This is a genomic window from Herbiconiux sp. (assembly GCF_023264895.1).
Taxonomy (GTDB): Bacteria; Actinomycetota; Actinomycetes; order Actinomycetales; family Microbacteriaceae; genus Herbiconiux.
Window position 1 is genome coordinate 1 of record NZ_JAHFUY010000029.1, and the last position, 21863, is coordinate 21863.

The 21863-nt window shown below is 69.5% G+C and carries 25 protein-coding genes; 3 read left to right on the plus strand and 22 right to left on the minus strand.

From position 1 onward, the window contains the following. The 5 genes from Q0D57_RS06590 to infC all read right to left on the minus strand — a co-directional run. A partial coding sequence (locus Q0D57_RS06590) for an amino acid ABC transporter ATP-binding protein (RefSeq protein ID WP_291040107.1) occupies positions 1-764 on the minus strand: 764 nt, incomplete at its 3' end. Between the two features lie 82 nt (positions 765-846). Further along, complete coding sequence (locus Q0D57_RS06595; protein WP_291040110.1) at positions 847-1647, minus strand: RNA methyltransferase; 801 nt, start codon at positions 1645-1647, stop codon at positions 847-849. Positions 1648-1687: 40 nt separating this feature from the next. After that, positions 1688-2074 carry a 50S ribosomal protein L20 gene (rplT, locus tag Q0D57_RS06600; protein WP_259524712.1) on the minus strand — a complete coding sequence of 129 codons (387 nt, stop codon included), beginning with the start codon at positions 2072-2074 and terminating at the stop codon, positions 1688-1690. Positions 2075-2116: 42 nt separating this feature from the next. Further along, complete coding sequence (gene rpmI / locus Q0D57_RS06605; RefSeq protein WP_259524713.1) at positions 2117-2311, minus strand: 50S ribosomal protein L35; 195 nt, start codon at positions 2309-2311, stop codon at positions 2117-2119. Between the two features lie 55 nt (positions 2312-2366). After that, complete coding sequence (infC, locus tag Q0D57_RS06610) at positions 2367-3071, minus strand: translation initiation factor IF-3 (RefSeq protein ID WP_291040113.1); 705 nt, start codon at positions 3069-3071, stop codon at positions 2367-2369. Between the two features lie 225 nt (positions 3072-3296). On the opposite strand from infC, the gene Q0D57_RS06615 reads away from it, so the two are divergent. Further along, complete coding sequence (locus Q0D57_RS06615; RefSeq protein WP_291040115.1) at positions 3297-3647, plus strand: DUF1844 domain-containing protein; 351 nt, start codon at positions 3297-3299, stop codon at positions 3645-3647. On the opposite strand, the gene Q0D57_RS06620 is transcribed toward Q0D57_RS06615, so the two are convergent. The 6 genes from Q0D57_RS06620 to Q0D57_RS06645 form a co-directional block, all read right to left on the minus strand. Beyond that, the gene (locus tag Q0D57_RS06620; protein WP_291040117.1) at positions 3640-4530 is read right to left on the minus strand and encodes an SseB family protein; all 891 of its coding nucleotides are present in this window, start codon (positions 4528-4530) and stop codon (positions 3640-3642) included. The genes Q0D57_RS06615 and Q0D57_RS06620 overlap by 8 nt on opposite strands. Beyond that, positions 4457-5203, minus strand: coding sequence for a bifunctional 1-(5-phosphoribosyl)-5-((5-phosphoribosylamino)methylideneamino)imidazole-4-carboxamide isomerase/phosphoribosylanthranilate isomerase PriA (gene priA, locus Q0D57_RS06625; RefSeq protein ID WP_259524716.1), 747 nt, complete (start codon positions 5201-5203; stop codon positions 4457-4459). The genes Q0D57_RS06620 and priA overlap by 74 nt, the downstream gene beginning before the upstream one ends. Before the next feature lie 115 nt (positions 5204-5318). Further along, positions 5319-5957: an imidazole glycerol phosphate synthase subunit HisH gene (gene hisH / locus Q0D57_RS06630; RefSeq protein WP_291040120.1), complete on the minus strand. Its 639-nt coding sequence runs from the start codon at positions 5955-5957 to the stop codon at positions 5319-5321. Continuing rightward, on the minus strand, positions 5954-6559 hold the full coding sequence (gene hisB, locus Q0D57_RS06635) for an imidazoleglycerol-phosphate dehydratase HisB (protein WP_291040122.1): 606 nt from the start codon (positions 6557-6559) through the stop codon (positions 5954-5956). Before hisB ends, hisH begins: the two co-directional genes overlap by 4 nt. A 10-nt stretch (positions 6560-6569) precedes the next feature. After that, entirely contained in the window at positions 6570-7664 is a 1095-nt protein-coding gene (locus Q0D57_RS06640; protein ID WP_291040124.1) for a histidinol-phosphate transaminase, read from the minus strand. A gap of 53 nt (positions 7665-7717) precedes the next feature. Continuing rightward, the gene (locus Q0D57_RS06645; protein ID WP_291040126.1) at positions 7718-8116 is read right to left on the minus strand and encodes a LysM peptidoglycan-binding domain-containing protein; all 399 of its coding nucleotides are present in this window, start codon (positions 8114-8116) and stop codon (positions 7718-7720) included. 268 nt (positions 8117-8384) lie between these two features. Between Q0D57_RS06645 and lexA the strand changes: the two genes are divergently transcribed. Continuing rightward, a complete protein-coding gene (gene lexA / locus Q0D57_RS06650; protein WP_291040128.1) occupies positions 8385-9059 on the plus strand; it encodes a transcriptional repressor LexA in 675 nt (224 codons plus the stop codon). 92 nt (positions 9060-9151) lie between these two features. Here the strand turns inward: lexA and hflX are convergent, their stop codons facing one another. Further along, entirely contained in the window at positions 9152-10705 is a 1554-nt protein-coding gene (gene hflX, locus Q0D57_RS06655; protein WP_291040226.1) for a GTPase HflX, read from the minus strand. Positions 10706-10745: 40 nt separating this feature from the next. Here hflX and Q0D57_RS06660 point away from each other — a divergent pair, with 40 nt between their 5' ends. Next, positions 10746-11363, plus strand: coding sequence for a methyltransferase (locus tag Q0D57_RS06660; RefSeq protein ID WP_291040132.1), 618 nt, complete (start codon positions 10746-10748; stop codon positions 11361-11363). Positions 11364-11383: 20 nt separating this feature from the next. Here Q0D57_RS06660 and dapF read toward each other — a convergent pair whose 3' ends face one another. The 10 genes from dapF to Q0D57_RS06710 form a co-directional block, all read right to left on the minus strand. Further along, entirely contained in the window at positions 11384-12265 is an 882-nt protein-coding gene (gene dapF, locus Q0D57_RS06665; RefSeq protein WP_291040135.1) for a diaminopimelate epimerase, read from the minus strand. 4 nt (positions 12266-12269) lie between these two features. Then, positions 12270-13229: a tRNA (adenosine(37)-N6)-dimethylallyltransferase MiaA gene (gene miaA, locus Q0D57_RS06670; protein ID WP_291040138.1), complete on the minus strand. Its 960-nt coding sequence runs from the start codon at positions 13227-13229 to the stop codon at positions 12270-12272. Positions 13230-13236: 7 nt separating this feature from the next. Further along, positions 13237-14886: a tRNA (N6-isopentenyl adenosine(37)-C2)-methylthiotransferase MiaB gene (gene miaB / locus Q0D57_RS06675; RefSeq protein WP_291040140.1), complete on the minus strand. Its 1650-nt coding sequence runs from the start codon at positions 14884-14886 to the stop codon at positions 13237-13239. Between the two features lie 107 nt (positions 14887-14993). Then, positions 14994-15716 carry a regulatory protein RecX gene (locus Q0D57_RS06680; protein ID WP_291040142.1) on the minus strand — a complete coding sequence of 241 codons (723 nt, stop codon included), beginning with the start codon at positions 15714-15716 and terminating at the stop codon, positions 14994-14996. A 3-nt stretch (positions 15717-15719) separates the two neighbouring features. Next, positions 15720-16811, minus strand: a complete 1092-nt coding sequence (gene recA, locus Q0D57_RS06685; protein ID WP_291040144.1) for a recombinase RecA — start codon at positions 16809-16811, stop codon at positions 15720-15722. A 305-nt stretch (positions 16812-17116) separates the two neighbouring features. Further along, positions 17117-17344 (minus strand): DUF3046 domain-containing protein, encoded by a 228-nt coding sequence (locus tag Q0D57_RS06690; RefSeq protein ID WP_291040148.1) that lies wholly within the window; start codon positions 17342-17344, stop codon positions 17117-17119. Positions 17345-17360: 16 nt separating this feature from the next. Continuing rightward, on the minus strand, positions 17361-17669 hold the full coding sequence (locus Q0D57_RS06695; RefSeq protein ID WP_022895995.1) for a helix-turn-helix transcriptional regulator: 309 nt from the start codon (positions 17667-17669) through the stop codon (positions 17361-17363). A gap of 164 nt (positions 17670-17833) precedes the next feature. Then, on the minus strand, positions 17834-18313 hold the full coding sequence (locus Q0D57_RS06700; protein WP_291040151.1) for a CinA family protein: 480 nt from the start codon (positions 18311-18313) through the stop codon (positions 17834-17836). Beyond that, positions 18310-18915, minus strand: coding sequence for a CDP-diacylglycerol--glycerol-3-phosphate 3-phosphatidyltransferase (gene pgsA / locus Q0D57_RS06705; RefSeq protein WP_291040153.1), 606 nt, complete (start codon positions 18913-18915; stop codon positions 18310-18312). Before pgsA ends, Q0D57_RS06700 begins: the two co-directional genes overlap by 4 nt. Positions 18916-18918: 3 nt before the next feature. Beyond that, positions 18919-21825, minus strand: coding sequence for a DNA translocase FtsK (locus Q0D57_RS06710; RefSeq protein WP_291040155.1), 2907 nt, complete (start codon positions 21823-21825; stop codon positions 18919-18921). Positions 21826-21863: the final 38 nt, after the last annotated feature.

Consider the following 21863-nt stretch of genomic DNA (forward strand, 5'->3'; position numbering starts at 1 on the left):
TTGGAGAGGAAGTCCTTCGCTCTCGGTGACTGGGGATTGCTGAAGAAGGCCTCGGGCGCCGCCTCCTCCTCGATGCGGCCGTCGGCCATGAAGATCACGCGATCGGCGGCCTTCCTGGCGAAGCCCATCTCGTACGTGACGACGATCATGGTCATGCCGTCCTTGGCGAAACCGACCATGACGTCGAGCACCTCGTTGATCATCTCGGGGTCGAGCGCGCTCGTGGGCTCGTCGAGCAGGATGAGCTTGGGCTCCATGGCGAGCGAGCGGGCGATGGCCACGCGCTGCTGCTGGCCGCCCGAGAGCTGCGCGGGCATCTTCTTCGCCTGGTTCGCGACCCCCACGCGCTCCAGCAGCTCCATGGCGCGCTTCTCGGCGTCTTTCCGGCTGAGGCCGCGCACCTTGATGGGAGCGAGCGTCACGTTCTCCAGCACGGTCTTGTGCGCGAAGAGGTTGAACGACTGGAACACCATCCCGACATCGGACCGCAGCTTCGCGAGCTCACGGCCCTCGCTCGGCAGCACGTGGCCGTCGATCGAGATGGTGCCGGAGTCGATGGTCTCGAGCCGGTTGATGGCGCGGCAGAGCGTCGACTTGCCCGATCCGCTGGGGCCGATCACCACGACGACCTCGCCGCGGGCGACGGTGGTCGTGATGTCCCGGAGCACGTGGAGCTCGCCGAAGTGCTTGTCGACATGGTCGATCACCACGAGCGGCGCTCCCGCACCCTCTGTGCCTCGAACGGGGGCGGTGGATGCGTTCATGGCATTCACCCAACCACACCCGAATGGGGGGCGGCAATCTCTCATACGATTCCGTGACTGAACCGAAATGCACGCGAAACACTCAGGAGCGGTGGGCGAACGCGCTCTCGTAGAGGCAGACGGATGCCGCGGTGGCGAGGTTGAGCGACTCGGCCTGGCCGTAGATCGGCAGCGAGACGGCGCGGTCGACGAGCGCGAGGTGCTCGTCTTCGAGGCCCCGCGCCTCGTTGCCGAAGACCCAGGCGGTGGGTGCGGCGAGGACCCCGGCGGTGCGCACGTCGAGCAGGTCGTCGCCCTTGATGTCGGCGGCGAGAACCTGCAGGCCGGCCTCGCGGGCACGATCGACGATGTCGCCGAGAGTCGCCTCACGGGCCACCGGGAGGTGGAAGAGCGAACCCGTGGTGGAGCGGACCACCTTGGGGTTGTAGAGGTCGACCGAGCGGCCGGTCAGGATGACCGCATCGGCGCCCGCCGCATCCGCCGCCCGGATGATGGTGCCGGCGTTGCTGGGGTCGCGCACCTCCTCGAGCACCGCGATGAGTCGCGGGGAGGCGGCGAAGATGTCCTTGACCGCGGTGGGGAACTGGCGGCAGACCGCCACGAAGCCCTGCGGGGTGACCGTGTCGGCCATCGTGTCGAGCACCTGCTCGGTCACGAACTCCACCTCGAGCCCGGCGTCAGCCGCGCCGCGCGCGATGTCGCCGTACCGCTCGAGGGCGGTGGGGGTGGCGTAGAGCTCGACGAGGAGCTCGGACCCGTAGGCCAGCGCTTCACTGACCGCCTGGGGGCCCTCCAAGAGGAAGAGCCCGGTCTCGGACCGGGCTCCCCTCTTGGCGAGTTTCGCCACGGCCCTGACACGAGGTGATCTCGGATTGTCCAGCATGTGGCGCTCTCTGTGTTCTGTTGTCGGCTGCGGAGACTCGCTACGCGGCGGTCTTCGGTGCCGAGGTGTCGGCGGGAAGAGCGGCCTTGGCGCTCGCGACGATCGCCGCGAAGGTGGCGGGCTCGTTGACGGCCAGCTCCGCGAGCATGCGGCGGTCGACCTGGATGCCGGCCAGGGCGAGACCCTGGATGAAGCGGTTGTAGGTCAGGCCGTTCGCACGCGACGCGGCGTTGATGCGCTGGATCCACAGACGGCGGAAGTCGCCCTTGCGCGCACGGCGGTCACGGTAGGAGTAGACGAACGAGTGGGTGACCTGCTCCTTCGCCTTGCGGTAGAGGCGCGACCGCTGACCGCGGTAGCCCGCGGCGCGCTCGAGGATGACCCGACGCTTCTTGTGGGCGTTGACGGCCCTCTTCACTCTTGCCATTGTTCTTTTCCTTCGTGTCTCTGGTCGGCAGCAGTCGGTGGACTACAGGCCGAGAAGCTTCTTGGCGACCTTGGTGTCGGCCTTGGACAGCGTCTGGTCCTTGTTCAGGCGAGCCTTGCGCCCCGGGGCCTTGACCTCCAGGTTGTGGCGCATGCCGGCCTGCTGCTTCATCAGCTTGCCGGTACCGGTGACCTTGAATCGCTTCTTGGCACCGGAGTGCGTCTTCATCTTGGGCATGGGGTTCTCCTCGTGTTGTTCGGGCTTGTCGCGGCCGGGACGGCCGGTGGGGGTGCTACTCGGCCGCGGCAGCCGGTGAAGCCGGTGCCGGGTCGGAGTTCTGGGGGGCTTCGGCGGCGGGCGCCTCGGCGACGGGTGCGTCGCCTTCGCGGGCATGCGCCTTCGACGCGTCGCGCTTGGCGTTCTGCTCGGCCTTGGCCTCGGACTTGTTCTTCAGCGGGCCGATGACCATGACCATGTTGCGGCCGTCGATGGTGGGGCTGGACTCGACGGTGCCGAACTCGGCCACGTCCTCCGCGAAGCGCTGGAGCAGACGCACGCCCTGGTCGGGGCGGGACTGCTCACGGCCGCGGAAGAGGATCATCGCCTTGACCTTGTCGCCGGCCTTCAGGAAGCCCTCGGCGCGCTTGCGCTTGGTCTCGTAGTCGTGCACGTCGATCTTCAGGCGGAAACGGACCTCTTTGAGGATCGTGTTGGCCTGGTTGCGGCGGGCCTCCTTGGCCTTCTGCGCGGCTTCGTACTTGAACTTTCCGTAGTCCATGATCTTCGCGACCGGGGGCTTGGAGTTGGGTGCGACCTCGACGAGGTCGAGGTCAGCCTCCTGGGCAAGCCGAAGGGCGACGTCGATGCTGACGACGCCGACCTGCTCGCCGCCGGGGCCCACGAGGCGGACCTCGGGGACTCGAATACGGTCGTTGGTACGGGGATCGCTGATGCGTTGCTCCTTAGTTTCGTGTGTGTTCACGAAAGCAAAGGACATCCCTCGATGTGAGCACGCTGACGTGCTTCACACCACACCCTGTCTCTGCGCTGATCCCGTGACCCGTAGGCACCGGCAGCAACGCAGGGAGTGCAATGACCCGGTAACCTGTTGAGGCGGTTATGCGCGGGTGGGAGATTCTCCACTTTCGTACTGAGACCAATGGCCTCAGAGCCGCAGAGAGTCTATCAGAGACTCGGCCCTTATAGCGAAGGACTTCTCTCGATGAGTGAAACCAGTCTGCCCGACGACTCGTCGTCCGCCATCCGCGACATCGCGGAGGTGCCCGCGATCGAGATCGTGACCACCGCCGCCGTGCACCTCATGAGCGCGGCGGCCGTGAAGTGCGGGCTCTCGGACGACCCCGACGTCGAGACGGACCTCGACGAGGCGCGGAAGCTCATCACCGCGCTGGCCGGGCTCGTGACGGCGTCGGCGCCGTTCCTCGGCGACCAGCACGCCAGGAGCCTCCGCGACGGACTGCGCTCGCTCCAGCTCGCGTTCCGCGAGGCGTCGGCCATCCAGGACCCGGTGGGCGAGGGCCCCGGCGAGAAGTACACCGGCCCCGTCAGCTGACGGCGGTGATCCGCACGCCGAGCGAGTCGACCCGCTCGGCGATGATCCCGCTCTCCGCCCAGCGCTGCTGCAGGCGGGCGATCAGGGCGTCGAGAGCGGGCTGATCGAGCCCGGGCACGAGGGCGAGCACCGCGACGACCTCGGGGCCACGGAGCCTGGCCTCCGGGTCTCCCCCGACCACGCGGATGCCGGCGACGGCCGGCTCGTCACCGGTGGCGAGCTCGAAGGCGTCGACGACATCCGGATCCCGGGGCGCCGGCACCCAGGACTCCCCCTGGGCGAGAGCCCAGACGGCGGGACGGCGGAGGACGAACTCGGTGGGCGATCCGGGGTCGAGCACGATGAGCTCCGTGCCCTCTGCCGCGGCTGCGAGGGCTGCCCGGCGTGCGTCGACGGGGATCGGGCGGGCCTTCGGGTTCCAGGCCGAGAGCGCGGTGACCGAGGTGAAGGCGGGGAGCACCGTGCGACCGCCCGGGCCGCTGACCGTGACGAGGGAGAGCTCCTGGGTCTTGTCGACCCGGAGGCCCGCATCCGTTACGCCTTCGTCTCCGGCGTGGGCGACGAGGGGCACGAGCAGACGGGCGCCGCGGAGGGCGTCGACGACGGCCTCCGGACCGGACCGGCCGTCCCGGAAGGAGGTCAGGGCGTCGACGACCACCTGAGGTGCGCTGCCGTCGTCGGCCTCGTGGCCGTGGGGCTCGAAGTGGCGGCCCTTCCAGGGCTGGCCGGCGGAGTCTGTGCCGGTGTGGGCGTGGCCGTCCGTCCCTCCGTCGGCGGCTCCGTGGGTGCTGCCGTGGGTGCTGGCGTCGTCAGTCAGATGCCACGTCCAGCGCCTCGGCGAGGGTGAACGCGCCCGAGTAGAGCGCGCGGCCCACGATCGCACCCTCGAGGCCGAGCGGCACGAGCTCACGGAGCTCGGCGAGGTCGTCGAGGCTCGAGATGCCGCCGGAGGCGATGACGGGGCGCGAGGTGCGCTCCATGACCTGGCGGAGCAGGTCGACGTTCGGGCCCTTGAGCGTGCCGTCCTTCGTGACGTCGGTCACGACGTAGCGGGCGCAGCCGGCCTCCTCGAGGCGGTCCATGACGGCCCAGAGGTCGCCGGCGTCCTGCGTCCAGCCCCGGGCGGCGAGGGTGGTGCCGCGCACGTCGAGCCCCACGGCCACGGCCTCGCCGTACTGCGCAATGACGTTGGCGGCCCACTCGGGGTTCTCGAGCGCCGCGGTGCCGAGGTTGATGCGCTTCGCACCGGACTCGAGAGCCGTCTCGAGGCTCTCGTCGTCGCGGATGCCGCCGGAGACCTCGACGTTGACGCCCTTGGCCTGGCGGATGACCTTCTTGATCACGCCGAGGTTGCTGCCACGGCCGAAGGCGGCGTCGAGGTCGACGAGGTGGATCCACTCGGCACCCTGCGAGATCCAGTCCGCCGCCGCGTCGACCGGGTCGCCGTGATGCGTCTCGGTGCCGGCCTTGCCCTGGGTCAGGCGCACGGCCTTGCCGGAGGCGACATCGACCGCGGGCAGGAGCACCAGCTTCGGCGCCTTGTTGAACTCGCTCATGACTCTTCTCTCGTTCCGGCCCCGCACGACTCGGCTGGCTGCGTGCGACTGCCCCCCGCGATAGTAGCGACTCGCGGTGGCCACGTCGAAACGGATGTCAGCGGAGCGTCGGATGTCAGCGCAGGGTGCCGATCCAGTTCGCGAGCAGGCGGATGCCGGCCTCGCCGGACTTCTCTGGGTGGAACTGCGTGGCCGAGAGAGGCCCGTTCTCCACGGCCGCGACGAAACGGGAGCCGTGCTCGGACCAGGTGACCAGCGGCGGCCGGTGCGTGACGTCCGGAGTCAGGTGCCAGTCCTGCGCGGCGTAGGAGTGCACGAAGTAGAAGCGCTCGTCGCGGATGCCATCGAAGAGGACAGAGTCCGAGGGTGCATCGACGGTGTTCCACCCCATGTGCGGCACCACGTCGGCCTCGAGCGGACGCACGGTGCCAGGCCACTCGCCGAGGCCCTCGGTGTCGACGCCGCGCTCGATGCCGTCGGCGAACATGACCTGCATGCCCACGCAGATCCCGAGCACCGGCCGGCCGCCCGCGAGCCGCCGGTCGATGACCTCGCCGCCGCGCACGGCAGCGAGCTGCTCCATGACCGCGCTGAAGGCGCCGACGCCGGGCACCACGAGACCGTCGGCTTCGAGCGCGGCAGCGCGGTCGCCCGTGACGGTCACGTCGGCACCCGCGCGCTCGAGGGCTTTGGCCGCGGAGTGGATGTTGCCGCTGCCGTAGTCGAGCAGCACGACGTTCGGGCGCGCGGTCACAGGGCGCCCTTGGTGGAGGGGATGCCGGACACGAGCGGGTCGAGCGCCTTGGCCTGGCGGAAGGCGCGCGCGAAGGCCTTGAACTCCGCCTCGGCGATGTGGTGCGGGTCGCGGCCGTTCAGCACCGTGACGTGCACGGTGAGACCGGCGTTGAAGGTGATGGCCTCGAAGACGTGGCGCACCATCGAACCGGTGAAGTGACCGCCGATGAGGTGGAACTCGAAGCCCGCAGGCTCGCCCGTGTGCACGAGGTAGGGGCGGCCCGAGATGTCGACGACGGCCTGCACGAGCGCCTCGTCGAGCGGCACGAGCGCGTCGCCGAAGCGCGAGATGCCCGACTTGTCGCCGAGGGCCTGCCGGATGGCCTGACCGAGCAGGATCCCCGTGTCCTCCACCGTGTGGTGCACGTCGATCTCGATGTCGCCCTTCGCGCGCACGGTGAGGTCGGTGAGCGAGTGCTTCGCGAACGCGGTCAGCAGGTGGTCGTAGAACGGCACCGAGGTCTGGATGTCGGAGACGCCCGTGCCGTCGAGGTCGAGCGAGAGCTCGATCGACGACTCGCTGGTCTCGCGCTGCAGGCGGGCGGTGCGGGGTGCGGTCATGGTGACAATCCTACCGAGGGGTCAACTCGCGCATGGCGTCGAGGAAGGCGGTGGTCTCGGCGGCCGTGCCCGCGCTCACCCGCAGGTGGCCGGGGATGCTGAGGTTGCGGATGATGATGCCGCGCTCAAGCAGCTGCTGCCAGAGGCCCTCGGGATCGGCGACCCCGCCGAAGAGCACGAAGTTCGCCGCACTCGGCCACGGGTGGTAGCCGAGCTCGGCGAGCCCCTGCTCGATGCGGTCGCGCTGGAGCTTGATGTCGTCGACCATGGCGAGCATCTCGGGTGCGTGGGCGAGAGCTGCGACGGCCGCCGCCTGGGTGAGCGCAGAGAGGTGGTACGGCAGGCGCACGAGCCTCAGTGCGTCGGTGACCGCGGGGTCGGCGGCGAGGTAGCCGAGGCGCGCGCCCGCGAAGGCGAACGCCTTGCTCATCGTGCGGGAGACGATCAGGCGCGGACGGCCCTCGAGCAGGCTCAGTGCCGTGGGCTCGCCCTCGGCCGTGAACTCGGCGTAGGCCTCGTCGACCACGACGATCCCGTCGAACGCGTCGTAGACCCCGCTGACGGTGTCGAGGCCGAGTGCCGTGCCGGTCGGGTTGTTGGGAGAGCAAAGGAAGACGATGTCGGGCTCGGTGCGGCGCACCCAGTCGACGGCGGTTTCGGGCGAGATGAGGTAGTCGGCGTCGCGCTCTGCCGCGATCCAGCGCGTGCCCGTGGCGTGCGCGATGATCGAGTGCATCGAGTAGGTGGGCGGGAAGCCGAGCACGGAGCGGCCCGGACCGCCGAAGGCCATGAGGATCTGCTGCAGGATCTCGTTCGACCCGTTCGCCGCCCAGATGCCCTCGGCGCCCAGCTCGAGGCCGGGCTCGGTGCTCACGAGGTAGCGGGCCAGCGATTCGCGGAGAGCCGTGAACTCGCGATCCGGGTAGCGGTTGACGGTGAGCAGCTCCCGAGCGACCGACTCGATGATGTCGCGCGCCACGTCCTCCGGGATGGGGTGGGTGTTCTCGTTGACGTTCAGCTCGACCGGCAGGTGCAGGTGCGGAGCGCCGTAGGGCTCGAGGCCCCGGAGGTCGTCGCGGATGGGGAGGTCGGAGAGGGAGGTCACCCGAAGAATTCTACGAGGTCGACCGGATGCGCGGTGTGAGCACGCACGACGCGCTACTCCGCGAGGTCGGCCGGGACGGCGATGCGCTGGCCGGGCTGGACAGCCGACTCGCTCAGCTGATTGAGGCTCATGATCTCGGCGATCACATCGCGCGGATCGGCCTCGGGAGCGAGCGTCTCGGCGATGACCCACAGGCTCTGGCCGGCCTTCACCGTCAGGTAGTCGAACTCGGCACCCGCGGTGCTCCCGGTCGCGACGGCCGAGCCTCCGCTGAACATCGCGAAGAACCCGAGCACGAGGATGATCGGCAGCGCCACCACGGCGGCGAGCACGGCACGGCCACGAGCGGTGATGCGCAAGCGGACCGTGGGTGCGGGGGCGGCGGCGAGCCCGGAGACAGGCGCGGCGACGGATGCGGTGCGGGTGGTGCGGAGAGGTGCTGCGTAGCTCATGATTCCTCCTGAAGGGTTCGTACCGGCGCTCGGCCGGGAGCGCCGATACGAAGTCTTGTTCCGAATGTATATTCGAATTTGCGGTTCGTCAAGCGATCCCACCTCGAAGATTCGGCGACACACTCGAACATATGTGTGTTTTCGAGCACTTCTCGGATACAGTTTCGATCGACAGGTGAACTCAACCAGCAGCCACCGACACTGGGTCCGCGAGGGCCGAGGACGAGGCGATGGAGCGCAGCAAGACGGAGCGCAGAAAGCAGGAGACGTGGCGAACGACATCGGGCGCACCAGGCGACGCAAGAGCCTCAGCGACAAGCAGCTCGCGATCCTCGACGTGATCCAGCGCTCCGTGCTGTCACGCGGCTATCCGCCGAGCATGCGCGAGATCGGCGACGCCGTCGGGCTGGCCTCGCTCTCGAGCGTCACGCACCAGCTCAACCAGCTCGAGCTCTCGGGCTACCTCCGCCGCGACCCGAACCGTCCTCGCGCCATGGAGGTGCTGATCGACGTGCCGAGCCTCGACGATGCGCCGTCGCCGGACGCCGACTCCGCGCCGCCGGTCGGCGACGCCACGCTCGTGCCGCTCGTCGGCCGTATCGCCGCCGGCATCCCGATCACCGCCGAGCAGCAGGTCGACGAGGTGTTCCCCCTCCCCCGGCAGCTCGTCGGCAACGGCGACCTCTTCATGCTCAAGGTGGTGGGCGAGTCGATGATCGACGCGGCCATCTGCGACGGCGACTGGGTCGTCATCCGCCAGCAGAGCACCGCCGAGAACGGCGACATCGTGGCCGCCATGCTCGACGAGGAGGCCACCGTGAAGGTGTTCCGCCAGCGCGACGGCCACACGTGGCTGCTCCCCCGCAACTCCAATTTCGAGCCGATCCTGGGCGACTTCGCAACGGTGCTCGGCAAGGTCGTCGCCGTATTGAGGGCTGTCTAGCTGCGGCACGGTTCAGAAACGCAGACGTCGCGGCATCCGACGCCCTGAGGGGCGAGGATGTCGCGACGTCGGCGTTTCTGAACCGGTAGGTGTCAGCGGGAGACGGCGAACTCCGTGAGGCGCTCCTCGAACTCGGGGTTCACGAGGGCGCGCACGTGGGTGCCCGACTCCTCGTACTCGGTGCTGAGCACCGTGTTCTTCTCGTGCAGGAGCGTCACCAGGTCGCCGCGCTCGTACGGGACGAGCAGGTCGACCTCCACGCTCGGGCGCGGCAGGATCTCGTCGACCGCCGCCAGCAGCTCGGCGATGCCCTCGCCCGTGCGCGCCGACACGAAGATCGCGTTCGGCTCGAGGCCACGCAGCACCAGCCGGTCGTCCTCCGGCACGAGGTCGCTCTTGTTGAACACCACGATCTCCGGGATGCCACGGGCACCCGCCTCACCCATCACGTCGCGGACGGTCGTGATCTGGCTCGCCGGATCCGGGTGGGATCCGTCGACCACATGCACCACGACATCCGAGTCGGACACCTCTTCGAGGGTCGACCGGAACGCCTCCACGAGCTGGTGCGGCAGAGCGCGCACGAATCCGACGGTGTCGGCGATCGTGTACGGGCGGCCGTCGGCCGTGATGTTCTTGCGCACGGTGGCGTCGAGGGTCGCGAACAGGGAGTTCTCGACCAGCACGCCGGCGCTCGTGATGCGGTTGAGCAGCGACGACTTGCCCGCGTTGGTGTAGCCCGCGATCGCGACGCTCGGCACGGCGTTGCGCTTGCGGCTGGCCCGCTTCGCGTCGCGCGCCGGCTTCATCTCCTTGATCTGCTTGCGGAGCTTCGCCATGCGGGTGTGAATGCGGCGGCGATCGAGCTCGATCTTCGTCTCACCGGGCCCGCGCGAGCCCATTCCGGCGCCCACGCCACCCACCTGGCCACCGGCCTGGCGGGACATCGAGTCACCCCAGCCGCGCAGTCGCGGCAGGAGGTACTGGAGCTGCGCGAGCTCGACCTGGGCCTTGCCCTCGCGGCTCTTGGCGTGCTGGCTGAAGATGTCGAGGATGACGGCCGTGCGGTCGATCACCTTCACCTTCACCACGTCTTCGAGGGCACGCCGCTGGCTCGGGGCCAGCTCGGTGTCGGCGATCACCGTGTCGGCTCCGAGGGAGGCCACCAGGGCGCGCAGCTCCTCGGCCTTGCCCTTGCCGAAGTAGGTGCTGGGGTCGGGATACGGACGGCGCTGCAGGAGGCCGTCGAGCACGACGGCTCCCGCGGTCTCGGCGAGGGCCGCGAGTTCGCGCAGGGAGTTCTCGGCGTCGCCGAGGGTGCCCTGGGAGTAGACGCCGATGATGACGACGTTCTCGAGCCGGAGCTGCCGGTACTCGACCTCGGTGACGTCTTCGAGCTCGGTCGAGAGCCCGGCGACGCGGCGGAGCGACTGGCGATCCTCCCGGTCGAACTGGTCACCGTCGTAGCCCGAATCGGAACCCGGAGCACCGTGGCCCGTGGTCTCGGGCCGCTGCAGCGCCTGGGCCGCGCCCTGCTCGAACAGCGAGTAGCCGGACGAGCGCTTCTCGGCGCTCGCCAGCACCCGGCTGACGGCGTCGTCGCCCTCTGCGGTCGTGCTCTCGTCGTGAGTCTTGTGGTCTGACATTGCGGTCAAGACTAGTCTCCTTGTTTGCTAGATTCCTTGTATGGAGGGCGAGCACTACTTCTCGGCGCAACCCGCCGGAGAGCTGGCGCTCCGTGAGATCGACGTCACCCTCGCGGGTTCTCCCTACCGGGTCGTCACCTCGTCGAAGATCTTCAGTCCCGACCATGTCGACACCGGCACCCAGGTCTTGCTGGCGAATGTCCCGACCCCACCGCCCGACGGCGATCTGCTCGATCTCGGCTGCGGGTGGGGACCGATCGCACTGACGCTCGCGCTGGAGTCACCGCGCGCCACGGTGTGGGCGGTGGACGTCAACGAACGTGCTCTGGATCTGGTGCGGCGGAATAGTCACATGATGGGTCTCGACAACATCAACGCCTGCCGGCCCGAGGATGTTCCCGATCACGTGCGATTCGCCACAATCTGGTCGAATCCGCCGATCCGGGTGGGCAAGGAGGTGCTGCACTCGATGCTGCAGCACTGGCTGCCGCGGCTCAGGACCGAGGCGGAGGCGTGGCTCGTGGTGCAGAAGAACCTGGGTTCGGACTCCCTGCAGCGCTGGCTGGACGGGGAGTTCCCGACCCTCGAGGTGTCTCGCACCACCACGGCCAAGGGGTTCCGGGTGCTGCGCGCCCGCACGACGCCACACGACGACTAGCGTCGACGCGCGCTGAGACGTCAGGCGAGCGAGAGGTCACCCTCGTAGACGAGCTCGGCAGGGCCCGAGAGGGCGACGTGCTCGCCGTCCTCGGTGGGGAACATCCGCACGCCCACGACGCCGCCCGGGACCGTGACGCGCCACTGGTTCGGAGCACCCGCGCCCGCCCAGTGCCGGGTGGCGAGGGCCGCCGCCGCCGCTCCGGTGCCGCAGGAGAGGGTCTCGCCGCTCCCCCGCTCGTGCACGCGCATGCGGATGTGGCCGACGCCGTCACGCACCAGAGGATCGCTCGGCACCACGAACTCGACGTTCGCGCCGTCGACCGGCGAGGGCTCGAGGTGCGGGATGTAGGAGAGGTCGGCCTCGTCGAGCTCGTCGTCGTCGGCGAGGGCCACCACCACGTGGGGGTTGCCGAGGTTGATGCCGAGGCCTGGGCGGGCCACCTGGAGGTTCTTGGCGCGCACGAGCGGCTCGCCGCCCTCGAGCCGCCAGCGGCCGAGGTCGGCCTGGAATCCGAGGGTGTTGCGCTGCACGTCGCGCACACCGCTGCGCGTGCCGATGGCGAGGGTCTCGCCGGGCTCGAGGGTGGCGAGCCCGTTGTCGAGCAGGTAGCGGGTGAAGACCCGGATGCCGTTGCCGCACATCTCGGCGATCGAGCCGTCGGCGTTGCGGTAGTCCATGAACCACTCGGCCGCGGGATCCTCGGCGAGCGACGCGGCGCCCGCGTCGATGTGCGCCGAGCGCACGGCGCGGAGGAGACCGTCGGCACCGACGCCGAAGTGACGGTCGCAGACCGCCGCGACCTGGCTCGGATCGAGGTCGACCTCACCCTCGGGGTCGGCGAAGAGCACGAAGTCGTTCCCCGCGCCCTGGCCCTTGGTGAAGTGCAGATCGGCTGGCATGGATTCAGTCTAGGACGGCGTGGAGAGCCGCCTGCACGCTGTCCGCGTTCAGCGGATCGACGTCGATCGCGTCGGCGTAGCGCTTGAACCAGCTCACCTGGCGGCGGGCGTACCGGCGGGTCAGGGACTGCGCCTCGGCGATCGCCTCCTCGCGCGTGGAATGCCCGTCGAGCTCGGCGAGGGCCTGCGCGTAGCCGATCGCGCGGGCGGCCGTCGTGCCCTCGCGGAGGCCGTTCTCCGCGAGCGCCCCGACCTCGTCCAGGAGGCCCGCTGCCCACATCCGTTCGACCCGGGCGTCGAGCCGCTCGACGAGGTCGGGGCGCGGGATGCCGAGTCGCAGCACGGTGGCCGGCCGCCACGGCACGGGCGCATCCGGGAGCGTGCCGGACAGCGGAGCCCCCGTGAGCTCGACCACCTCGAGCGCGCGCACGATGCGACGGCCGTTGTGCTGCCCGATCGCCGCCGCCGCCGCCGGGTCGACCTCCTTGAGGCGGTCGTAGAGGGCGCGCGGGCTCGACGCCTCGAGCTCGGCCTCCAGCCGGGCGCGCACCGCGTCGTCGCGCGCCGGGAAGCTGAAGTCGAAGAGCACGGAGGACACGTAGAGGCCCGATCCGCCGACGAGCACGGCCGTGCCTCCGCGCTCGAGGATGGCGTCGATGTCGGCTCGGGCCGCCCGCTGGTAGGCCGCCACCGAGGCGTCGTCGGTGACCTCGAGCACGTCGAGCTGATGGTGCGGGATGCCTCGGCGCTCCGCCGGCGGGAGCTTCGCGGTGCCGATGTCCATGCCGCGGTAGAGCTGCATGGCGTCGGCGTTCACGACCTCGGCGGGGCGGCCTGCCGCGACCAGGCGCTCGGCGATGTCGAGCGAGAGGTCGGACTTGCCCGTGCCGGTGGCTCCGACCACGGCGACGAGGGTCGCGGGGCCGGCCGAGGGTGGGATCGGTGCTGGTGGGTGGGTGGCCATGCCGCAGCTAGCCGCGGAGGTCGTCGGTGGGGCTGTAGATCGGGACCGTGCTGACACCCGGCCCGTGGTGGCGGACTCCTGCGGCCGGGGCAGGGGCAGCGCCCGCGGGGCCGACGCGGAGAGTGGGGAGCCCGAGCGACACGGGGCCCACCTTCGTGGAGGCGGTTGCACCCCCGGCCGGGGTGGGGACACCGCAGGACTCGGCCTCCGCCCTGTCCCACGCGTCACCCGCGCGGGTGGCGCGCACGGCGAGCGGGGACCCGTCGCTGTCGGCGAGGAGGTGGAAGGGCGCGGCCTGGGTGATGACGACAGAGACCACATCTCCCGGACGAGGGCGAGCCGACCCCGCGGGCAGCTCGAAGTGCACGAGCCTGCTGTCTTCGGCGCGGCCGCTCAGACGGTGCGTGGCGGTGTCCTTCCGGCCCTCGCCGTTGGCGACCACGAGCTCGACCCGGCGGCCGATGATCTTCTGGTTCTCCTCGAGCGAGATGCGCTCCTGCAGGGCGACGAGACGCTCGTAGCGCTCCTGCACCACAGCGTGCGGCACCTGATCGGGCAGCGTGGCCGCGGGAGTGCCGGGACGGATGGAGTACTGGAAGGTGAAGGCCGAGGCGAATCGCGCCTGCTCGACCACGCGGAGGGTCTCCTGGAAGTCCTCCTCGGTCTCGCCGGGGAAGCCCACGATGATGTCGGTCGAGATCGCGGCGTTCGGGATCTTCTCGCGCACCCGGTCGAGGATGCCGAGGAACTTCGCGGAGCGGTACGACCGGCGCATGGCACGCAGGATGCGGTCGGAACCGGACTGCAGCGGCATGTGCAGCTGCGGCATCACCGCCGGCGTCTCGGCCATGGCGTCGATCACGTCGTCGGTGAACGCGGCCGGATGGGGGCTCGTGAAGCGGATGCGCTCCAGCCCCTCGATCTGGCCGGCTGCTCGCAGCAGCTTGCCGAAGGCGAGGCGGTCGCCGAACTCGACGCCGTAGGAGTTGACGTTCTGACCGAGCAGCGTGACCTCGAGGGCGCCGTCGTCGACGAGCGACTGGATCTCGGCGAGGATCTCGCCCGGTCGACGGTCCTTCTCCTTGCCGCGGAGAGCGGGCACGATGCAGAACGTGCAGGTGTTGTTGCAGCCGACGGAGATGGAGACCCAGCCGCTGTAGGTGGAGTCGCGCTTGGTGGGGAGGGTCGACGGGAACGTCTCGAGCGACTCGAGGATCTCGATCTGCGCCTCGTCGTTGTGGCGGGCCCGCTCGAGCAGGCTCGGCAGCGAGCCCATGTTGTGGGTGCCGAACACGACATCGACCCAGGGCGCCTTGTCGAGGATGACGTTCTTGTCCTTCTGGGCCAGGCAGCCCCCCACGGCGATCTGCATGCCCTCGTGGCGGCGCTTCACCGACGCCAGGTGGCCCAGGTTGCCGTAGAGCTTGTTGTCGGCGTTCTCGCGCACGGCGCAGGTGTTGATGACGACGACGTCGGCCTCGACCCCGTCCGCCGGAACGTAGCCGGCGGCCTCGAGCGATCCGCTCAGCCGCTCGGAGTCATGCACGTTCATCTGGCAGCCGTAGGTGCGCACCTCGTAGGTGCGTACGCGGCCGCTCGCCTCCCGAACCGCACTCAACGGCGCGATCACGGTCGGTGCTTCACTCACGCTGCTCATAGTCCGTCCATTCTACGAACTGCCGGCGCCCGCCCCGTGGCTCCGCCGCCGCCGATCAGCGACGGCGAGAGAATCGGATGCTCGGGGGCGAAGCGGTGGAGAATCGCTCAGCGGAAGCGGGGGCCGCCGGAGGACTTGCGGGTGGACATGGCCTGGCGGGTGACCTCGCGGACGACTCCCGAGGCGAAACCACGACGGGTGAGGAAGGCCATGAGGCGGCGCTCGGCCGTCTGGTCGTCGAACGAGGAGAGCTGCCCGATGCGCTTGGTGGCAGCATCGCGGGCGAGATCGAACTCGTGGTCGTCGTCGAGACGGGAGAGCGCCTCGGTGACGAGCTCGGACGGGATCTTGCGCGCCGCGAGCTCGCGCGAGATGACCGCTCGGCTCTTGTGGTTGCGCTCGCTCAGGCGCTCGACGAGCGACTCCGCCAGCGCGAAGTCGTCGAGGTAGCCGAACTCGGCGTAGCGGGCGACGAGCACGTCGGCCTCGTCGGACGACGCCCCCTGAGCCACGAGGAGATCGTGCGTCTCGCCCGCGGAGAGCTGACGACGACCGAGAGCCCGCACGACGGTGTCGCTCACCCGGGCGAGACGCTCCTCATCGCTCAGCTCGGGCTCGTCGTCGACCTCGTCGGGATCGGAATCCGAGTCCCAGCTGGTCGGCGTGACCGGGAACGACACCACGGGACCCGGAGGTGTGGTGGTCTCGGCTGTCTCTGATGACGACGAGCGTCGCCCGAAGACGGGATGGGAGACCTCGGCAGCCGACCCGGCCGCCGCGGAGCGCTGCCGCCCGCGGCGGACCGAGTCGAGGCTGACGATGTCGTTCACGCGCTAGGCGCCCTTCCGCGAGGCGATCTTGGGCTGGATGGACTCGACCTTGCCCGAGGCGGCCGCCGCATCGGCAGCGGCGAGAGCCGCGGCACCGACTTCTCCCACACCGAGCTTGGCGAGGATCTTGTTCTCGATCTCGAGCGCGATGTCGGGGTTCTCGGTGAGGAACCGACGCGAGTTCTCCTTGCCCTGCCCGAGCTGGTCGCCGTCGTAGGTGTACCAGGCACCCGACTTGCGCACGATCTCGTGCTCCACCCCGAAGTCGATCAGGCTGCCCTCGCGGGAGATGCCGATGCCGTAGAGGATGTCGAACTCGGCCTGCTTGAAGGGCGGAGCCATCTTGTTCTTCACGACCTTCACCCGGGTGCGGTTTCCCACCGCGTCAGTGCCCTCCTTGAGGGTCTCGATGCGGCGGATGTCGAGCCGCACGGAGGCGTAGAACTTCAGCGCCTTGCCGCCCGCGGTGGTCTCGGGGCTGCCGAAGAACACGCCGATCTTCTCGCGCAGCTGGTTGATGAAGATCATCGTGGTGTTGGTCTGGCTGAGGCCACCGGTGAGCTTGCGGAGCGCCTGCGACATGAGGCGCGCCTGCAGACCCACGTGCGAGTCACCCATCTCGCCCTCGATCTCGGCGCGCGGCACGAGGGCCGCCACGGAGTCGATGACGATCAGGTCGATCGAGCCGGAGCGCACCAGCATGTCGGCGATCTCGAGCGCCTGCTCACCCGTGTCGGGCTGGGAGACCAGCAGGGAGTCGATGTCGACGCCGAGCTTCTTGGCGTACTCCGGGTCGAGCGCGTGCTCGGCGTCGATGAAGGCCGCGATGCCGCCGGCACGCTGGGCGTTGGCGATGGCGTGCAGGGTCAGCGTGGTCTTACCCGAGGATTCCGGACCGTAGATCTCGACGATGCGCCCGCGCGGCAGTCCTCCGATGCCGAGCGCGACATCCAGGGCGATCGAACCGGTCGCGATGACCTCGACGGGGGCGCGGTCGTCGCTGCCGAGACGCATGACCGACCCTTTGCCGAACTGGCGGTCGATCTGGGCGAGCGCGGTCTCGAGTGCTTTCTCACGATTTGCTTCTGACGGCATCTCGGTCTCCTTCTGGTGTGTGCGGCCTCTCGGCGGCGATGGTGTGCCCACAGGCTGTCGTGTGCGTCCGAGCTTTCCGGGCGGCAACGACAAGGCGTCACGGGAGTGATCGAACGAACCCCACGTTAGGGACGACCACCGACACCGGGTCGGCCGAGTGCCCATCTGTGGAGAAGCGTCAGAGATGCTTCCGCTGTGCAGGAGCCTACGCCTGTCCGAAGATATGTTCGAGACAAACACGGCGTGTCGCATCCGATCTTCGAGGCATGCGAAAAGGCCCCCGGACGCATCCGGGGGCCTTCGTGTCAGCTGCGGGGCTGGGCGGGGAGCCCGGCGCCGTGTCGTCTCTGCGGTGGCACATCTGCCGCCCGGCACACCGCGAGCCACACCTCTCGCGGGGGGATGCCGGAGCGGAGCGCGTGCTCCGCGGTCTGGTCACCGAGATCGACGAGCACGAGATCGCGCGTGACGACCTGGCCGTACGCGTCGCCGAACTCCTCGGCGATCGCTGTCCTGAACTCGCTCAGCCTCACCGAGGGGCTGCCGCGCTCAGCGTGCGACGAGGTCGGCGTCGAAGTCGGCGACGAACTCGTCCGGAATGGTGTCGGGGATGGGATCGATGCCCTCGACCACGGCGAGCCGGTCTCCGACCTCGCGCATGATCACCGAGATGGGCGTGTCGAGAGCCTCGGCCACGGAGGCGAGGATCTCGCTCGAGGCCTCTTTCTGGCCTCGCTCCACCTCGCTGAGGTAGCCGAGTGCGACGCTCGCCTTGCTTGCCACTTGACGAAGGGTGCGGCCCTTCTGCAGGCGGAAGTCCCGAAGCACGTCGCCGATTTCCTGACGAACTAGAATCACTGGACCCTCCTTGCGTTCCGGTCACGATCTTTCGAGTGGCACTCGAACCGCGGTTTCACCCTTTGGTTCGTAGCAGAAACTCTAAACGACTGGGACTGGACAATTCTTGTGAATGACGTCAGATGTAACGTGATCGAAACCCCGGGCATTCCCCGGATCCCGGTTCACAGGAACTCCTCGAGAATCTCCAGAGCACGCTCGACCGTCTGCTCGCGGATGGCGCGCCGATCGCCCTCGAGCCGGAGCGGGAAGCTCCGCACGTCGTGGCCGATCGCCAGGCCGATGAAGACCACTCCCGCCTCCTGCCCGTCCTGCGGATCGGGACCGGCGACACCGGTCGTGGACAGCCCGATCGCCGCCGGCTCGCCACGCACCGCGAGGGCCGTGCGCACGCCGACCGCCATCTGCACGGCGACATCCGGATGCACGGCCCCGTGGGCCGCCAGGACCTCGGCATCGACGCCCAGCACGCTGTGCTTGAGCGCGGTGTCGTAGGCCACCACTCCCCCGTGCAGCACGGCCGAGGCGCCCGGCACGTCGACGAGGGCGGAGGTGAGGAGGCCGCCGGTCAGCGACTCCGCGATGGCGATCGTGCGGTGGCTCGCGGTGAGGGAGGCGACGATCCGGGACGCGACCTCGCTCACGCTGCGGCCGCCGGCCTGCGGTTCAGTCGCCAGGCCTGCACGAGGTAGTCGATGCCGGTGAGCACCGTGAGCAGCACCGCGATGGTCATGGTCACGCCGTTGACCCAGTTCATCCAGTCGCCGAGGAGGCTCGGGAACGGCAGCAGCGCGAGCGAGATCGCGATCGACTGGGCCAGCGTCTTGAGCTTGCCGCCGCGCGATGCCGGGATGACGCGATCCGAGAGCTGCACGAAGCGCCAGACGGTGATGCCGATCTCCCGCACGAGGATGATGATCGTGACCCACCAGGGCAGTTCCGCGAGGATCGACAGACCGACGAGCGCGGCTCCCGTGAGCACCTTGTCGGCGATGGGGTCGAGCAGCTTGCCGAGGTCGGTGACGAGGTTGCGGCTGCGGGCGATGTGGCCGTCGATGCCGTCGGTGGCGATGGCGAGGATGAAGAGCACGGCCGCGGCCCAGCGGAGCCAGCTGTCGGTGCCGCCGTCGATGAGCAGCATCGCGAAGAAGACCGGGGCCAGCAGGATCCGGATCACCGTGATGGCGTTCGGCAGGTTCCAGTTGCTCGGCTTCGGCACCGCGCCGCCGTGCTCGGTGCTCGTCACGTGCTACTCCCTGCCGGTCAGGCCCCAGGCGTCCTCATCCGAGTCGCCGTCCACCTCAGGGTACTGGTCGAGCGACTCGGTCGGGAACGGGTTGGCCTCGGCCGAAGCCGGAGCCGGAGCCGGAGCCGCTGCCGCCATGGCCGCAGCGGGCGCCGCACCGGCGGGCGCAGCAGCAGAGCTCGCTCCTCCCCCGCGGAGCATCGCCAGCACCTCCGGCAGCTGCTCGGCGGTCACGAGCACGTCGCGCGCCTTCGAGCCCTCCGACGGGCCGACGATCTCGCGCGACTCGAGCAGGTCCATGAGACGCCCTGCCTTCGCGAAGCCGACCTTGAGCTTGCGCTGGAGCATCGAGGTGGAGCCGAACTGCGTGTTCACCACGAGCTCGGCCGCCTGCAGCAGCACCTCGAGGTCGTCTCCGATGTCGGAGTCGATGTTCTTCTTCTCGGCGGTGACGGCCACGTCGTCGCGGTACTCGGGGCGGGCCTGGCGGGTGACGTGCTCGACGACCTTGGCGATCTCGCTCTCGGGCACCCAGGCGCCCTGCACGCGGATGGACTTCGACGAGCCCATCGGCAGGAAGAGCGCGTCGCCCTGGCCGATCAGCTTGTCGGCACCCGGCTGGTCGAGGATGACGCGGGAGTCGGTGACGCTCGTGACGGCGAAGGCGAGCCGGGACGGCACGTTGGCCTTGATCAATCCCGTCACGACATCGACCGAGGGCCGCTGGGTGGCGAGCACGAGGTGGATGCCGGAGGCGCGGGCGAGCTGGGTGATGCGCACGATCGAGTCCTCGACGTCGCGCGGGGCGACCATCATGAGGTCGGCGAGCTCGTCGACCACCACGAGGAGGTAGGGGTACGGCTTGAGCTGGCGCTGCGAGGCCGGCGGGAGCACGATCTCGTCGTTGATGACGGCGCGGTTGAAGTCGTCGATGTGACGGAAACCGAAGCTCTCGAGGTCGTCATACCTCATGTCCATCTCCTTCACCACCCACGACAGCGCCTCGGCCGCCTTCTTGGGGTTGGTGATGATGGGGGTGATCAGGTGCGGCACGCCCTGGTAGGCGGTCAGCTCGACCCGCTTGGGGTCGATCAGCACCATGCGCACCTCGCTGGGCTTCGCGCGCATCAGAACGCTCGTGACCATCGAGTTGATGAAGCTCGATTTTCCGGATCCCGTGGAGCCGGCGACCAGGAGGTGGGGCATCTTGGCGAGGTTCGCGAGCACGAACTTGCCCTCGACGTCCTTGCCGACACCGATGGTCATCGGGTGCGGGTCGTTCATCGCCTTCTGCGAGCGGAGCACGTCGCCGAGCGAGACCGTCTCGCGGTCGGTGTTCGGGATCTCGATGCCGATCGCGCTCCGGCCCGGGATGGGCGAGAGGATGCGCACCTCGTTCGACGCGACCGCGTAGGCGAGGTTCTTCGACAGCGCGGTGACGCGCTCGACCTTGACGCCGGGGCCGAGCTCGATCTCGTAGCGGGTGACGGTCGGGCCACGGGAGAAGCCCGTGACCGAGGCGTCGACCGAGAACTGCTTGAGGACGTCGGTGATGGCCGCCACGATGTCGTCGTTCGCCGCCGAGCGCGCCTTCGAGGGCTCTCCGGTGGAGAGGTGCGAGACCGAGGGGAGGCGGTAGTTCGCCGAGTCGGAGGCGGGGGCAGGGGCCGGCATTCCGGACACCTCACCCGTCATGGTCAGGTCGAGCGGGGTGTCGGGGAGGGGGGTCGCGAAGGCGGGGAGCGCCTCGGTGCCCTCGTCGTCGAGCAGGCCCGTGGTCTGGCGGCGACCGGGGAGCACCTCGCCCGTGATGCGCTTGATCGCGAGCTCGGCGGCCTCCATGTCGTGCAGGAGGCCGTTGCCGAAGGCTTCGGTGCTGTCGGGGTCGAGCGGGGCTGCGGCAGCCGGGTCGACGACCTCGGCGGCACTCGCGAAGGCGCCCTCCTCCGCAGGCGGGGTGCGGTCCTCGACGCGCGGGGCGAGCGAGGGGGTGTCGAACTCGGGGTCCTCCTCGCGCTGGCTCTTGTTGCGGCGCCACCACGGGAGGGCGTCGTCGCCCGCGCGGTCGGCGTCGAAGTCGAGCATGTCGTCGATCGAGCCCGTCGCATCCGCGTCGCCCGCGCCCTTGGCCTTCGAACCCCTGGCGGGCTTCTCCGGCTTGGCCTCCTCGGCCTCGGGGGCCGGGGCGCCGAAGAGGTAGGCGTAGAGCTCACGGAGGCGGCGGCCGATCCGGTTCGGCGGGGTCTTCGTGATGATGAACAGCGACAGCACGCCGAAGACCACCATCACGGCCGTGGCGCCGATGGGTGTGATGAGGAGGATCAGCGGGGCGGCTACGAGCCAGCCGACCACGCCACCGGCGACCGCGAGCTGCTCGATGCCCGCGGCGGGCTCGGGGGCGCCGCCGAAGATGTGGCAGAGCCCGGAGACCGTGACGAGGAAGATCGAGAGGCCGATGCCGATCCGGCCGTTGTCGTGCACCGAGCTCGGATGCCGGAACAGCCACAGCGCGAGCAGCAGCATGATGACCGGGAGCGCGTAGGAGACGCGGCCGAAGAGGCCGCCGAAGGTCCAGGCGCTGATGGAGTTGGCGACGGCGCTCGAGGCGAAGAACCACTCCACGAGCGCACCGGAGACCGCGAGCAGGAAGAACAGGAACGGGAGCCCGTCGCGCCGCTCCTCCTTGGCCAGCTTCTCGGGACCGAACGCCCGGGCGGCACCGCCCACGACGTGGGCGAGCCCGAGCCAGGCCCGCGTGATGACGCCGGGACCCTGCTCCTCGCTCACCACGGGGTACTTGACCGTCTTCTGAGCGGTGGTGCGGGCGGGGGTCTTGCGGGTGCTGGTGGCGGCCGTCCCGCGCGCCGATGACGCCCGCGCGCGGGGCGTCGACTTGCTACTCGTGGCCATGCTTTCACGCTACCCGCGCGGTCGCGCTTCTCCGTGTC